Origin of the sequence: Neorhizobium tomejilense (genome assembly GCF_964254135.1) — a bacterium.
Classification (GTDB): domain Bacteria; phylum Pseudomonadota; class Alphaproteobacteria; order Rhizobiales; family Rhizobiaceae; genus Neorhizobium; species Neorhizobium tomejilense.
In genome coordinates this window covers 587,122-601,585 of the sequence record NZ_CAXUSO020000001.1, presented here as the reverse complement: position 1 = coordinate 601,585, position 14,464 = coordinate 587,122, and the positions used below count along the sequence as shown (strand labels likewise).

At 63.6% G+C, this 14,464-nt stretch carries 14 protein-coding genes; 3 read left to right on the top strand and 11 right to left on the bottom strand.

Features of this window, described 5'->3' with window-relative positions:
• Positions 1-5: 5 nt before the first annotated feature.
• From ACSQ3G_RS03015 to ACSQ3G_RS03000, 4 genes are all read right to left on the bottom strand, one after another.
• Positions 6-890, bottom strand: coding sequence for an aminoglycoside phosphotransferase family protein (locus tag ACSQ3G_RS03015; RefSeq protein ID WP_436108993.1), 885 nt, complete (start codon positions 888-890; stop codon positions 6-8).
• Positions 891-951: 61 nt separating this feature from the next.
• On the bottom strand, positions 952-1,653 hold the full coding sequence (locus tag ACSQ3G_RS03010; RefSeq protein WP_105439181.1) for a L,D-transpeptidase: 702 nt from the start codon (positions 1,651-1,653) through the stop codon (positions 952-954).
• Positions 1,654-1,877: 224 nt separating this feature from the next.
• Entirely contained in the window at positions 1,878-2,654 is a 777-nt protein-coding gene (locus ACSQ3G_RS03005; RefSeq protein WP_436108992.1) for a L,D-transpeptidase, read from the bottom strand.
• 121 nt (positions 2,655-2,775) lie between these two features.
• Positions 2,776-3,243 carry an Rrf2 family transcriptional regulator gene (locus ACSQ3G_RS03000; RefSeq protein ID WP_436108991.1) on the bottom strand — a complete coding sequence of 156 codons (468 nt, stop codon included), beginning with the start codon at positions 3,241-3,243 and terminating at the stop codon, positions 2,776-2,778.
• Positions 3,244-3,379: 136 nt separating this feature from the next.
• On the opposite strand from ACSQ3G_RS03000, the gene ACSQ3G_RS02995 reads away from it, so the two are divergent.
• Positions 3,380-4,261 carry an NAD(P)/FAD-dependent oxidoreductase gene (locus tag ACSQ3G_RS02995; RefSeq protein WP_436108990.1) on the top strand — a complete coding sequence of 294 codons (882 nt, stop codon included), beginning with the start codon at positions 3,380-3,382 and terminating at the stop codon, positions 4,259-4,261.
• A gap of 17 nt (positions 4,262-4,278) precedes the next feature.
• Here ACSQ3G_RS02995 and ACSQ3G_RS02990 read toward each other — a convergent pair whose 3' ends face one another.
• The 6 genes from ACSQ3G_RS02990 to ACSQ3G_RS02965 all read right to left on the bottom strand — a co-directional run bounded on the left by ACSQ3G_RS02990 (position 4,279) and on the right by ACSQ3G_RS02965 (position 10,551).
• Positions 4,279-4,698 (bottom strand): thiol-disulfide oxidoreductase DCC family protein, encoded by a 420-nt coding sequence (locus ACSQ3G_RS02990; RefSeq protein ID WP_105418918.1) that lies wholly within the window; start codon positions 4,696-4,698, stop codon positions 4,279-4,281.
• A gap of 26 nt (positions 4,699-4,724) precedes the next feature.
• Positions 4,725-5,678: an alpha/beta hydrolase family protein gene (locus ACSQ3G_RS02985; RefSeq protein WP_436108989.1), complete on the bottom strand. Its 954-nt coding sequence runs from the start codon at positions 5,676-5,678 to the stop codon at positions 4,725-4,727.
• 109 nt (positions 5,679-5,787) lie between these two features.
• Positions 5,788-5,994, bottom strand: a complete 207-nt coding sequence (locus tag ACSQ3G_RS02980; RefSeq protein WP_436108988.1) for a hypothetical protein — start codon at positions 5,992-5,994, stop codon at positions 5,788-5,790.
• Between the two features lie 64 nt (positions 5,995-6,058).
• Positions 6,059-7,699 (bottom strand): cisplatin damage response ATP-dependent DNA ligase, encoded by a 1,641-nt coding sequence (locus ACSQ3G_RS02975; RefSeq protein WP_436108987.1) that lies wholly within the window; start codon positions 7,697-7,699, stop codon positions 6,059-6,061.
• A 271-nt stretch (positions 7,700-7,970) separates the two neighbouring features.
• The gene (locus tag ACSQ3G_RS02970; protein WP_436108986.1) at positions 7,971-8,981 is read right to left on the bottom strand and encodes a ligase-associated DNA damage response exonuclease; all 1,011 of its coding nucleotides are present in this window, start codon (positions 8,979-8,981) and stop codon (positions 7,971-7,973) included.
• Positions 8,982-9,018: 37 nt separating this feature from the next.
• On the bottom strand, positions 9,019-10,551 hold the full coding sequence (locus ACSQ3G_RS02965; RefSeq protein ID WP_436108985.1) for an MDR family MFS transporter: 1,533 nt from the start codon (positions 10,549-10,551) through the stop codon (positions 9,019-9,021).
• 118 nt (positions 10,552-10,669) lie between these two features.
• On the opposite strand from ACSQ3G_RS02965, the gene ACSQ3G_RS02960 reads away from it, so the two are divergent.
• Entirely contained in the window at positions 10,670-11,221 is a 552-nt protein-coding gene (locus ACSQ3G_RS02960; protein ID WP_436111657.1) for a MarR family winged helix-turn-helix transcriptional regulator, read from the top strand.
• A gap of 98 nt (positions 11,222-11,319) precedes the next feature.
• Here ACSQ3G_RS02960 and ACSQ3G_RS02955 read toward each other — a convergent pair whose 3' ends face one another.
• Positions 11,320-12,846: a sensor domain-containing protein gene (locus ACSQ3G_RS02955; protein ID WP_436108984.1), complete on the bottom strand. Its 1,527-nt coding sequence runs from the start codon at positions 12,844-12,846 to the stop codon at positions 11,320-11,322.
• Positions 12,847-13,073: 227 nt separating this feature from the next.
• Here ACSQ3G_RS02955 and ACSQ3G_RS02950 point away from each other — a divergent pair, with 227 nt between their 5' ends.
• Entirely contained in the window at positions 13,074-14,453 is a 1,380-nt protein-coding gene (locus ACSQ3G_RS02950) for a TIGR03808 family TAT-translocated repetitive protein (RefSeq protein ID WP_436108983.1), read from the top strand.
• The last annotated feature ends 11 nt before the right edge of the window (positions 14,454-14,464 follow it).

The window sequence follows — 14,464 nt, the reverse complement described above, 5'->3', positions numbered from 1 at the left end:
AGAGATCAGGTTCGGCTTAGGCGATCCGCGACGATCCGGTCGATCCAGCGGCGATGCTGTTCTCTGACCAGCGGGTTCGTTCCGGGTTCGCCGGCAACCGTGATCAGCGCCTTCCACAGGCACCAGCCACCCGCCCTTTCCCAGGTCTCGGCGTCGAACCCCACACGATTGCGGAAAGCGCGGGCCGCCGGTTCGTCGAACAGGGTCCAGGCGATGACGAGGTCGCAGGCCGGGTCGCCGGTCCCGGAACTGCCGAAATCGATCACCGCGGCAAGCCGTCCGTCGCGCACCAGGAGATTGCCCTCGGCGACGTCGCCATGCAGCCAGACCGGCCTGTCCTTCCAGGTCGAGGCGAGCGCCCGTTCCCATATTTCGGTGATCAGCGGCACATCGATTTCGCCGGAGAGGATGTCGATCGAGCGGCGCGTCTCCGCGTCATAGACTTCCAACGATCCGCCGCGGAAAAAGTTATGGGTGCCGGCCGGCGGGCCGTCGGATGCGTCGATTTTCCAGAGCGCCAGGAGGAAATCCGCGAGGTCCTCCGCAAAAACGGTGAGGTCGGCAATCGTCCGGAGGCTGGACCGGTCACCCGCGATCCAGGCATAGACCGACCAGGGCCAGGGATAACCCTTGCCCGGCTTTCCGAGCCCGAGGGGCACGGGAATGGGAAGCGGCAATCGGGGGCCAAGCGCCGGCAGGAAGCGGTGCTCCTTCTCCACCTGCGCGACGTAGCGTTCGGCGCTCGGCAGGCGGACCGACATGGTGTCGCCGAGGTGGAAGGTGCGGTTGTCCCAGCCGCCGTTCGCGACCGGCCGCACGTCCAGGCCCGCCCATTCGGGGAATTGTTCGGCGACCAGCCCTCTGACGAGAGGGACATCGATTTCAACCATGTAAACCTCCCGGCACGGCGGATCAGGCCGGGTTGATAGCAGCCCTCTGTGACAGAAAAGCCTACTGCCACACCACGATGCGCGCTTTTTCCGGCACGCGGTCGTAGAGGTCGATGATATCCTGGTTCATCAGCCGCACGCAGCCGGACGACGCGGCGGTGCCGATCGAATTCCATTCCGGCGAGCCATGCAGGCGGTAGAGCGTGTCCTTGCCGTTCTGGAAGATGTAGAGCGCGCGGGCGCCGAGGGGGTTCAGAAGGCCGGGCGGCATGCCGCCGTTCTTTGCCGAATATTTGGTGAGTTCCGGCTGGCGCGCGACCATCTCGTCCGGCGGCGTCCATTTCGGCCATCTCTGCCGCCACTGGATGACGCCCTCGCCCTGCCAGGCAAAGCCCTCGCGGCCGATGCCGACGCCGTAGCGCATGGCAGTGCCGCCCGGCTCGACGAGGTAGAGGAAGCGGGAGGCCGTGTCGACCACCACCGTGCCGGGGCGTTCGCCGGTCGGATCGACGACCTGCTGGCGATAATAGCGCGGGTTGACCTGGCGATAGGGGATTGCCGGGATGACGAAACCGCCGTCGACCACGGTGCCGTACATGACATCCAGTTCCGACGAGGGGCCTTCAATAGGCTCCGGACGAAAGGCAACCGTCGTCGCCAGCGGGCGCGGCACGGACGAGGCACAGCCGGCAAGCGTGGAGGCGGCGCCCGCGCCGAGGAGAGACAAAAAACTCCGGCGGGAAAAGGAAGGGTTCAGGATCATCTGAGGCAGGACCGCTCAATAGTAAAACGCAGGGAACAGCAAAATCGCTCTTTAACGGCAGGGCGGTCGAAAGGTTCCGACTCGCTCCCTGAGCTGGAGGATAGGTCTGCGGTCCTTAATCAACTATTCACGAGATTTACACGGCGGTTCAAACCCTTGAGATGACGAATAAAAAAGAGCGGCAACGCCGCTCTTTCCGCTCATCGAAGAGAATGTTTCCGTGGTCAGATGACCACGATCGCCGTGCCCGAAGGCACGCGGTCGAAGAGGTCGATGACATCCTGGTTGAGCATGCGCACGCAGCCCGACGAGGTCTGCTTGCCGACGGACTGCCAGTCCGGCGTGCCGTGCACGCGGTAGAGCGTGTCCTCGCCATCCTTGAAGATATAGAGCGCGCGGGCGCCAAGCGGATTGTTGAGGCCCGGATTGGCACCGCCCTCGGCGGCCGAAAATTTACGCAGGTCCGGTTGGCGGGCGACCATCTCGTCCGGCGGCGTCCAGCGCGGCCATTCCGCCTTGCGCTGGATCACACCGCGGCCCTGCCACGAGAAACCGGCCTTGCCGAGGCCGACGCCGTAGCGGATCGCCTTGCCGCCCGGCTGCACGAGATAGAGGTAACGTTCCCTGGTATCGACGACGATCGTGCCCGGCGCTTCGCTGGTGCGGTAATCGACGTCCTGGCGCAGATACCGGGCATCGATTCGCGAATAGGGGATGGCCGGAAGCGTGTGGCCGTCGTCGCGGATGACGCCGTACATGGCCCGGTGGACCGGATTGGAAACCGGCAGTCCATAGGTCTGGTGGAAAGTCGACGGATAGAGCTGGCGCTTGTGCGGAATGGCGCCCGGCATCGGAGGCGGCTGGTTTGACGGCGGATCGGCATAGGGCGCGACGTTGAAGACCGGCGCCGTCTGCTGCACGAAGACGTCCGGGTTCATGCGGCTGGTATCGGTGACCAAGGGAATCTGGCAGCCACTGAGCGCCACGGACGCGGTGAGCATGACGGAAAGGCCAAGGGGTCGGCGGAAAGGTCGAAAGGAGAATGGCATGGGAACCCGCTTCCAGCAGATGAAGTCCCGCCGACAATGGCAGATGCGGCTGGCGCGAAGCTGGTGGAACCGCTCATGCGTGCCAGCCGGCACCGGCATGGGCCGCCAATGCCGGATGGCGTGCCATGCGAGCATCGAAGTCGCGGGCGATATCTGCCAGTGTCACCTGGCCGAAGCGGCCGAGAAGCAGCTTTTCGGCCTCCTCGAAAGCTTCGGAAAGGGCTGCATTGACCGCCTGCTCCACCAGGCATGCCGGCTGGTCGCAGGCAGGGCCGACCGCAAAGACTGCAGGCTCGCCGACCGCTTCGTAGATATCGAGCAACGTCATTTCCGACAGGGGGCGACCCAGTCTCCAGCCGCCGCCATGGCCCTTTTCCGAGCTCACATAGCCCTTCTCCCGGAGCCCCGCCATGGTGCGGCGGACCACGACCGGATTGGTGTTGAGCATCGCGGCAATGGTTTCCGACGTGGCCGCGCCTTCGTGGCGATCCATATGGATCAGCACATGCAGCATGCGGGACAGGCGGCTGTCGTGTCTCATCGCGGCGCTCCCTAGGCGTTATCGGCCGTGCATTCCTAACACGCGCACTCATTCGCAACAACATAAGTTACGAACCTATTGACCGCACGCCATCATGTAACTTATGTTGTTTCAAGACTCATGAGGAGGATTTCGCATGGATTACGAAGCGATCGTCATCGGCGGCAGCTATGCCGGCCTCTCCGCCGCCCTGCAGCTCGCCCGCGCCCGGCGGCGCGTCCTCGTCATAGACGACGGCCACCGCAGAAACCGTTTTGCCGAGACTTCTCATGGGTTCCTCACCCGCGACGGGGAACGGCCGGAGATCATAGCCGGCGAGGCCCGCTCCCAGCTGATGGCCTATCCGACCGTCGAATGGCTCGACGCACGGGCCGACAACGCCCGGAAAAGCGACGCCGGTTTCTCGGTGACATCAGGGGGCAGAGAGCTTGCGGCGAAACGGCTCGTGCTCGCCATGGGTGTCAGGGACCACCTGCCCGAGACCCCCGGCCTGCTCGACCGGTGGGGCAAAAGCGTCTTTCATTGCCCCTATTGCCACGGTTACGAATTGAACCGCGGACAGGTCGGCGTGATCGGCGTCTCCGCCATGTCGATGCATCACGCGCTGATGCTGCCCGACTGGGGACCGACCACCCTGTTGCTCAACGATGTGTTCCGGCCCGACGAGGAACAGGCCGGCCAGTTGGCGGCGCGCGGCGTCACCATCGAGGAAACCCCGATCTCGTCGATCGGCGGCCATGCCGAAATCCTGCTGCAGGATGGCCGGGCCTTGAGTTTTGTCGGACTTTTCGTGCTGTCCCGAACGGAATTGGCAAGTCCCATTGCCGAACAGCTCGGCTGCGCCCTGGAGGACGGCCCGGTCGGCAAATTCATCCGCACCGACATGACCCAGCAGACCAGCATTCCCGGCGTTTTCGCCTGCGGCGATGCAGCCCGCGCGGCGGGCTCGGTGGCGATCTCCGTCGGCGACGGCGCCATGGCGGGCGCGGGGACGCACCGGTCGCTGATGTTCGGGTAATTCTTACGACACCCTCTTCACAGGATGCGGCGGGCCTGTTCCGGTGACGGAAGCCAGCAGGCCTCTCGCCGTCCAAAGATGCGATAGCGATTTCTGGCGATCAGGCGGTAAAGCGGATCGCGAATGAACCGCGGCACCAGCCTGACGATCGACAGCGCCTTCCAGGGCCATCCGAGCCCTTCATAGATTGCCAGAACCGCATCGCTGTCGCGCAGGACGCTCTGCCCATCCACCACGATCATGGTTTCGGGGTTTTCGGGGTCGATCCCGCACCGACGGTAAAGCGCCGTGCCGACCTCGCCCTGCATCGACGCCAGGCGGAACCTTGCGGCGCGATCGTGCCGAAGCACGAACTGGGCGTTGGCCGAACACAGGACGCACATCGCATCGAAGACGATGATCGGCCCGCCCAAATCCATTCTGTCACTGCCGCTCATACATGCGCTCCGGCGAAGGCTCGGCCTTAACCCGTGACCTGGTTGAAGAAGCGGATGCTTTCGGCGACCGCGCCCGGCACAACGCCGTTGTGGTTGCCGGGCAGGAGCTTGGCCTCGATCTCAACGCCGGCCGATTTCGCCCGATCCATCAGCAGCCGGTGATCGGCGTCGAAGGGCCGCTCCTCGGTGCCGCGCAGCAGGAGCGTCGGGCATTTGAGACTGTGTCCGAAGCAGACCGAAGAGCGCATGATGAATTCCTTCTGGTCGCTCTCGTCGAAACGCACTTCCCGCTCGAACCGGCCGAAATAACGCCAGGAATTGACGCCCGCCGAGATCGGCGCGGAGGCGCGGAACTTTCGCGTCATCGAGGCGAGCAGCGCCAGCGTGCCGCCATTCGAATGGCCGGCGAGGAAGAAGCGGTTCTTGTCGATCCCCGGCAGTTGCTCCAGATAGGCCGCTGCCGCCAGCGCGTCCGAAGTCTCGTCGTAGAAGCCCGAATAATTGCCGGCCTGGCCATTTTCGCCGCGGAACGAGGGCAGCATGACGACGTAACCCGCTTCCCAATAGGCCTTCATCAGTTCCCAATGGCCGTCGCCGGTGGCGTTGCCGCCATGCAGGAAAAGGACCGCGGGCTTCAGTTTCGCGGAAGGCTCATAGGGCGAAATCCAGGCGATCAGTTCGATCGACCCGTCCGGTCCGCCGCGATACATCACCTTCTTCGAACCGGTGGGCGTGCCGAGCGGGGGCGACTGTTCCGGGGACGGGCCCTTGCGAATGAGGTTGGTGTGGAAATGCCGGCGGGCATCGCCGTAATCCTGCTTTTCGAGCGGCGGAACCTCCGGAACGGGAAACTCAGCGCGGGCCGCGGTCGGCAGCATGGCTGCAACCGAGAGGCCGGCGGCGCCAGCCAGCAGGGCACGGCGGGTCAGACCGCCGTCTTCCATGAGATTTCGGGAAGGAAGAATGCGATGATCTGTCATATGTGATGAGCCTGAAGAGCGTTTCGCCGGGCCGATATCAGCATTTGCAGGAAACGCTGTCCATTCACTCATTCGCGAACTTCATAGGAAAACCCGAGGCTTGGATTGCCTACAGCTTCTTCGCGCGCATCGCATCCTTCTCCTTGCGCCACTGAACGAGCGCCTGAAGAAACGGTCCGGCAGTCACGCCAAGAACAGCGCCGCCGACCACCCATCCGAGAGCGGCGCCGCCCAAAAGTTCCTGGCCGACATAAGCCGCTGCGACGCAGCCGATGAGCGCGACAATGCACTTGATGACAAAGCTCGATTTCGTCATGTGGTTATCCCCCAGGAACCAAGATCTGCAATATCGCGGTTTAGATAGGCGAATTTGGCTACATTCAACCCTCGCGTGCCTCCACCATTGCCGTGAGCGTCGCCAGCCGGTCGGCGTCGCGCGGCAGCTTGTCCTGGCGCAGGCGGGCGATCCGCGGAAAGCGCATGGCGACGCCCGACTTGTGGCGGGTCGAGCGGTTGATGCCCTCGAAGGCGACTTCCAGCACGAAACCGAAATCCGGTTCCGCACGCACCGCCCGGACCGGCCCGAAACGGTCGACCGTGTTGTCGCGCACGAACTTGTCGAGCACTTCGAGCTCCGCATCGGTAAAGCCGAAATAGGCTTTTCCGACCGGCACCAGTTCCTCGCCATCAGGCGTTTCGGCCCAGACGCCGAAGGTGAAGTCGGAATAATAGCTCGACCGCTTGCCGTGGCCGCGCTGGGCATAAAGCATCACCGCGTCGATATTGTAGGGGTCCCGCTTCCACTTGAACCACGGCCCCTTGAGGCGGCCGGCCTGGTATGGGCTGTCCTTTCGCTTGATCATCACCCCTTCGATGACCGGATCGGGCGGGGCGATGCGGATGCGGTCGAGCTCGTCCCAGGTGGTGAAGGGCACGAGATCGGAAAGATCGAAACGGTCATGCGGCGCCCGCTGGATGATGTCGCCGAGGCGTCTGCGGCGTTCGAGAAAACTCTCGGCCCGGATATCCAGGTCGCTTTCGAACAGCAGGTCGTAGGCGCGCACGAAGGCGGGATAGTCGTCGAGCATCTTGGCCGTCACCGTCTTGCGGTTCAGCCGCTGCTGCAGGTCGGAGAAGGTGCGCGTCGGATTGTTGGAGCGGGCGGTGCCGCCGACCAGGAGTTCGCCGTCGATGACGCCCTCGAAATTGATCGACTGAACGACATCCGGGAAGGCGCCGGTTATGTCGTCGCCGGAGCGGGAATAGAGTTTTTTGGTGCCGCCGTAGCTCGACATCTGGACGCGGATGCCGTCCCATTTCCATTCGGCGGCGTAATCGGCGGGATCAAGCTTTTCGAGATCGCCGGGCTCGACCGGATTGGCGAGCATGACCGAATGGAAGATCGCCGGCGTCGCCAGAACCGGCTTTTCCGCCCGACCCTCCAGCCAGGCGAAGAGCGGTTCGTAGGGCGGCGTCAGCCCGTGCCAGAGCGTCTCGATCTCGGTGACGTCCCTTTTGTTTTCCCCGGTGCCGCTCATATCCGACAGCGCCTGTTTGGCGAGGCGGGCGGAGACACCGATGCGGAGCGCGCCGGTGACGAGTTTCAGGAAGGCGAAACGGCTTGATGGATCGAGCTTGTCGAGCAGGTCGCGGACGGCGGAGCGCACCTCGGTGCGGCCGAGAGAGTTCATTCTGGTGACGACTTCGCTCAGGCGCGGCTGGTGGTCGTCATCGATTTCGTCCTTGCGGGTACCGTCCCAGACGAGCGAAATGGTCTCGGCGAGATCGCCGACATAATCGTAGGAATACTGGAAGAGGACGGGGTCCATGCGTTCCAGCACGAGGTCGCGCAGCATGGCCGGCTTGACGCTTTTCAGATCGAGCCCGCCGGCGAGAGCGGCAAGGCCATAACCGCGGTCGGGATCGGGCGTATCGCGAAAATAGTCGGCGAGAAGGGTGAGCTTGCCGTTTCGGGACGGAGTGAGGACGAGGCGGTCCAGGAGAGTGGCGAAGGGTTTCATGGGGTGGCCGCCTTCTCAAGAAAGACCCCTTCTGGCCTGCCGGCCATCTCCCCCACAAGGGGGGAGAAGACTCGTGGCAATGCCTTGCCTCGATCTCGACGGAAACGCGTGGCACCGAAGCCCCTCCCCCTTGTGGGGAGGGGTTGGGGAGGGGTTTTATCTTTGAAGAATGGCGATGGCCATACCACTTGCCGATCTCCCCCCTTGAGGGGGAGATGCCCGGCAGGGCAGAGAGGGGTACTGGTGGCACAACGAATATTGTCCATCTCCCTCAATCCCCCTCATCCTCGTAACCCACCAGATGCAGCGGCCGGGCGGGAATGTTCTTCAGTTCGCACCAGCGCACCAGCGCCTCTTCGCGGCCGTGCGTCACCCAGACTTCGGATGGGCCGATCTCCTCGATGGTCGACAGCAGTTCCGGCCAATCGCAGTGATCGGAGATGACCAGCGGCAGTTCGACGCCCCCTTGCTTGGCGCGCTGGCGCACCATCATCCAGCCGGAGGCAAAGGCGATCAGCGGTTCGTTGAAACGGCGTGCCCAGCGATCCTGGAAGGCCGAGGGCGGGCCGACGATGACGGCGCCCTTGAAGGCGTCGGGGCTGCTTTTCTCGATGGTCGCGGGTCTTATGTCGCCGAGATCGATGCCCTGGCCGACATAATAATCGCAGAGTTTTGCCAAGGCGCCATGGATGAAGATCGGCTCGGAATACCCGCAATCGCGGATCAGCCGGATCACCCGCTGCGCCTTGCCGAGCGCATAGGCGCCGACGAGATGGCTGCGCTCGGGGAACTGCTTCAGCGAGGTCAGCAGCTTGTCGATCTCGTCTTTCGGGTCCGGGTGGTGGAAAACCGGCAGACCGAAGGTCGCTTCGGTGATGAAGACGTCGCAAGCGACCGGCACGAAGGAGGCGCAGGTGGGGTCGACGCCGCGCTTGTAATCGCCCGAAACCACGATCCGCAGACCGTCCTTCTCGATGGCGATCTGGGCCGAGCCGAGCACGTGGCCGGCGGGGTGGAAGCTCACCCGCACACCGTCGACATCGATCTCCTCGCCGAAAGCGGCTGCCTGCTCCTCGCCACAAAAATCCTCGCCGTAGCGCAGCCGCATGATGTCGAGCGTCTGGCGGGTCGCCAGGACCTTCGCATGGCCGGCGCGGGCGTGGTCGGAATGGCCGTGGGTGATCAACGCCCGCTCGACGGGACGGACCGGATCGACATGGAAACGGCCGATGGGACAGAACAGCCCGGCCGGGGTGGGATGAAGCAGCGCCTCTGGTTTCATGCCCTTGAAGATAGGGCAAAAACGCCGCCGCGCCAGATCACTCCGAGGCGGCGGCCGGCTTGTTTTCGGCCATCACCGCCTGCGGCAAACGGACCGGTTTCAGCATCAGGGCGGCGATGAGGCCGATGAAGGCCATGGCGCTGCCGGCCAGGAACACGGGCGTGAAGGCCTCGGTGTAGAGCGTGTGGACCGCGATCCGCGACGGCTCGGGCAATGCGAGCATCATCAGCGGCGTCAGCGAGCCGATATCCTCGACGCCCGGAATGCTGGTGCCGACGCCTCGGATGCCGGCGGCGACGATCGCGCCATAGACCGAGATGGCGATCGAGGCGCCGGCCATGCGCATCAGCGTCACAGCACCGGTTGCCGCGCCGACGTCCTCGCGGGGGGCCGAATTCTGTACGCCGATGATCGGCGCCTGCTGGCCGAAGCCGATCGCCAACCCCTGCATCAGCATGAAGCCGAGGATGACATAGATCGGGGTTCCGACCGGAAGCTGCGAGAAGATGAAGAGGGCAACGATATTCAGCGACAGGCCGATCAGCGTGAACGGCTTGTAGCGGCCGGTGATCGAGATCAGCCGGCCGGTCGAGATCGAGCCGATGACGATGCCGAGGGTCGTGGCGACAAAGCAGAAGCTCGCGGTCGTCGGCGACAGGCCGGTGGTCGTCTGCAGGAAGAGCGCAAAATAGTTCGCCATGCCGATCGCGACCGCACCGGTGCAGAAGGAGACGATCAGGAACAACGAAAAGGTCGAATCGCGGAAGAGTTTCAGCGGCACGATCGGCTCGGGCACCTTCCCCTCGACGATGACCCAGAGGATGGCGCAGAGGGTGCCGACCGCCACGACGACCATCGACTGCCAGGCGACCAGTGAACCGAACAACGTGACGCTGTCAGCCCAGACGACGATGCTCGCAACGGTTCCCGCCAGCAGGACGGCACCGAGATAATCGATCTTCGGCTTGCGGATCGGGCGGCGATAGGGAAGCAGAAGCGAAATGCCGGTGACCGCGACGATGCCGACCGGCAGGTTGATCAGGAAGATGGACCGCCAGCCGAACAGTTCGCTCATCGTGCCGCCGAGCAGCGGGCCGAGGCTGCCGGAGGCCATGATCACCAGGCTCGAATAGCTCTGGTATTTCGCCCGCTCGCGCGGCTCGAACAGGTCGGCATTGATGGAGAAGATCGATACCATGATGCCGCCGCCGCCAAAGCCCTGCAGCACGCGCGAGGCGATCAGCGAATCCATCGACCAGGCAAGCCCGCAGGTCAGCGAACCGACGGTGAAGATGACGATCGCCGCCAGCATCACGTATTTGCGGCCGAACAGATCGCCGAGCTTGCCGTAGATCGGCATCGAGGTGCTGCTGGCGAGAAGATAGGCCGAACCGACCCAGCCGAAACGCTCCAGTTCGCCGAACTCGCCGATAATCGTCGGCAGCGCGGTCGAGACGATCTGGTTGTCCAGCGTCGCCATGAACAGCGCCGTCAGCAAAAAGCAGAAGATCACCAACCGCTGGCGGTGGTTGGCGACAAGCGGCACATGGGCCGGACGGGTCATATCCATAGGTCAATCCAAAGTGTCCCAAATTTATGTGCCTTCAGCATATAATTGTCAACCGCACTCCGATGCGCAGTGCAAAGAACGGTTGGAAAGCCTCATGGGCTTTGATATGTTTCATGCCATGACGACGAAGAGCCTTTTGAAAAAGAAACCCGCTGCCGCCTCGCCTTCCCCCGAGGACGTGGCCCGCGTGAGCGAAACGCTGGGACGGATGCGGATCCTGATCGGCCGGCGGATCATCGGCCGCACGGCGATCGCCAATATCGCTCCGGGGCTGGAAATCTCGCATCTCGATGTGCTGGACGTGATGCGCCGGATCGAGGGCGAGGTGACGGTCGGTGCTATCGCCGAGGCGATGCGCATCGACCCCTCGCGCGGCAGCCGGCTGGTCGCCGATCTCGTCGCCCGCGGCATCCTGCGCCGCGACGCTTCGCAGGCGGACGGCCGCCGCTCGCTGGTGGTGCGCACCGAATTCGGCGACAGCCTGCTGGCCGAGATCCGCGCCGTCAAACGCACGCTGCTGGCACGCGTCCTGGAGGACTGGCCGGAAGACGAACTCAACGCCTTTTCGGTGCTGTTCGAAAAGTTCGTGTCGGGTTTTGAGGAGGCTTTCGTGACGCCGGAAAAACTGCCGGAAGGCGAGCTTCCCGAGGCGCCTCAGGCGACGCCATAAGCTTCCGACAGCGCTCGAAGCGGCAACCGAAGAACTGCACAAACAGGGCTATTGGTTAGTCCGGCAATCTCTCGGTAACGCCATCCTGATACGGAAGCCTAAATGCCGAGACCATCGCCCGGGACTTGCGACACACGCAGGCGGTCTCGGCCCAGATCCTTGGCTTCGTACATGGCGCGGTCGGCGCGGGCGAGCAGTTCTTCCGGCGTATCGCCGTCCTGCGGGAAGAAGGCGACGCCCATGCTGCAGGTGGCGGTGACGCTCTTGCCGTCGATGACGATCGGTTTCGAGATCGCGGTGCGCAATTCCTGAAGCCGGCGTACCAGGCCGAGTTCGTCCTGGCTGACATTGCTGAAGACGATCGCGAACTCGTCGCCGCCAAGGCGAACCAGAAGATCGGTGACGCGGACGCAGTTGACCATGCGCCACGACAGCGTTTTCAACACCTCGTCGCCGGCTGCGTGCCCCAGCGTATCGTTGATCTGCTTGAAATTGTCGAGGTCGAGATAAGCGACCGTTACCTTGCGTTTCTCGCGGCGGGCCTCATGCAGGGCACGGCTGAACTGCGCCCAGAACAGGGTGCGGTTCGGAAGGCTGGTCAGCGGATCGTGATGCGCCATGTGCTGGATGCGCTCCTCCGCGCGGGCGCGTTCGATGGCGATGCCAGCGATGTCGGTCGCCATCGCCGTCAACTCGAGCTCGAGCTCGGTCGGTTCGCGCGGCGCATCCGAATACAGAGCGAACGTGCCCAGCACCAGCCCGTCGGCGCTCATGATCGGCGTCGACCAACAGGAGCGGAAGCCGAACCTCAGAGCCAGTTCGCGATAATTGTCCCAGAGCGGATCGGCCAGCACGTCCTTGACGAAGACCGGTTCGCGCCGCCAGGCGGCCGTGCCGCAGGAGCCGACCTTCGGGCCGATCTCGATGCCATCGATCAGCTTCACATAATCGGGCGGAAGGCGGGTCGCCGCGCCGTGGCGCAGCCGGTCCGTACCCTCTTCGAGAAGCAGGACCGAGGCGATGACGTCGTCCAGTTCCTCTTCGACCGTTTTGACGATCGCATCCAGAACCGCCGACAAAGGCTGGCCCCGGGCGACCATTTCGAGAAGGCGCGCATGGCCGTGCCGGCGGTCGTCCTGGCGTTTGCGCTCGGTAATGTCGCGTGAAATCCCGACCAGGCCGACGATCTGGCCGTGAACGTCGCGCAGCGGCATTTTCGAGGTGGTGAGCCAGAGCATGCGGCCGTCGCCAAGCTTGACGCGTTCCTCGCGGCCGTCGATCGCCACGCCGGTCGACATGATCTCCTGTTCGACGAGAAACAGTTCGCGTGCGGTTTCATGATCGAGAATATCGAAATCGGTCTTGCCGATCAGATCGTTGCCTTTATGCAGCTTGCTGCTGCGCCCGGCTGCGGCATTGGCAAAAACGAAGCGGCCGCGACGATCCTTTACGTAAATGAAGTCCGGGAGCTGATCGAGAAGGGTGCGGGTTTCAAGTTCGCGGGTGGCCAGTGCGATGTCGAGGTCTATCTCGCTGTCGGCGGAAACGCGCAGGAGGCGGCTGCAGAGTTCGTCCAGCGGATCGACAAAAGTCAAGGGCATGCTATGCGACATGGGTCCCGCCATCCGAGTGCCTCCTTTTCATTTTCCAAAGAAAATACGCGGGAACTCGCGCCAAGTGCCGTATAGCATGGCGGAGAATTCCTTATCGTTGCTTAAGATCATTGTGAAATTGCCATGATTGAAGCTTCAAAAGAAGCCTTTTTACTCAATCGATCGGAACCTTTGAACATAGTAACAATATAAAGGACCGGCATGGAAAATGCTTTATTGACGCAGGGGAGACGCGCTGGATGATTTCGAGACGCACGGCATTGACGATGATCGCGGGTGCGGCGGCGGCCGGAGCCGTGCCTCGGCCCGTCCTCGCCGCCGCCCAGGGCTTTTCGACGATCGATCTGCGCGGCTCGATCGATGCCGGCGCACACGGCGTCACCCCGGACGGAGGCGACAAGCAGAACCGCAAACTCGCGGAGATCATCGCCAAGGCGGCGCGCCAGAACATGCCGGTCTTCCTGCCACCCGGAAACTACCCGGTGTCCAATCTCGATCTGCCCGAGGGCACCCGCATGACCGGCGTGGCCGGGGCTTCCCGGCTCGTCTATTCCGGTGGCGGGCGGATGCTGACGGCCGACGGGGCGCGCCGCATCGAGCTTTCCAACATCGTCATCGACGGGGCGAACCGCGGGCTCGACGACCAGAGCCCGGCGCTCGTCACCATGCGCGGCATCAGCGAGATCGTCATCGACAATTGCGAGATCATCGGCGCGCGCAGGACCGCAGTGCAACTCGAACGCTGCGGCGGGCGGATCGAGCGGAGCCGTATTTCCGGAGCTGCCGAATACGGCCTCTATGCGGTCGAGAGCACCGGGCTTTCGGTCACCGGCAATACGGTCTCCGACTGCGGCAATGGCGGCATCCTCATCCATCGCTGGACCAAGGGCGCCGACGGCACGATCGTTTCCGGCAACCGCATCTTTCGGATCGGCGCCACAAACGGCGGCACCGGCCAGTACGGAAACGCCATCAACCTGTTCCGGGCCGGCAACGTGATGGTCATCGGCAACCAGATTTCGCATTCGGCCTTTTCGGCGATCCGCGCCAACAGCGCCTCGAACGCGCAGATCGCCAACAATACGTGCCTGGCCTCCGGCGAAACGGCGATCTATGCGGAATTCGCCTTCGAGGGCGCGTTGGTCTCGGGCAATATCATTGATGGCGCGGCCAACGGTATTTCGGTCGTCAATTTCAACGAAGGCGGCCGGCTTGCGACCGTCGCCGGCAATATCGTCCGCAACCTTATCCCCACCGGTCCCTATGTGCTCGACGGAGCGATCTTCGGCGTCGGCATCAGCGTCGAGGCGGATACCGCGGTGACCGGCAATGTCATCGAGAATGTGCCGCTCTGGGGCATGGCGCTCGGTTTCGGGCCATACCTGCGCAACGTGCTCGCCAGCAACAACATCGTCCGGCAGGCAAAGGTCGGCTGTGCGGTGACGGTGGTCGAAGGCGCCGGCGGAGCGCTGATTTCCGGCAACCTGTTCGAGGCGGTGAAGGACGGCGCGGTGATCGGCCACCGGTGGAAGACGCCTTCCACGACCGAACTGGCTCGCGGAGACGGTCAGGCTCAGGGATTCAAGCATCTGACGATCGCGAACAACCGGATCGTTTGACCGCACCATTC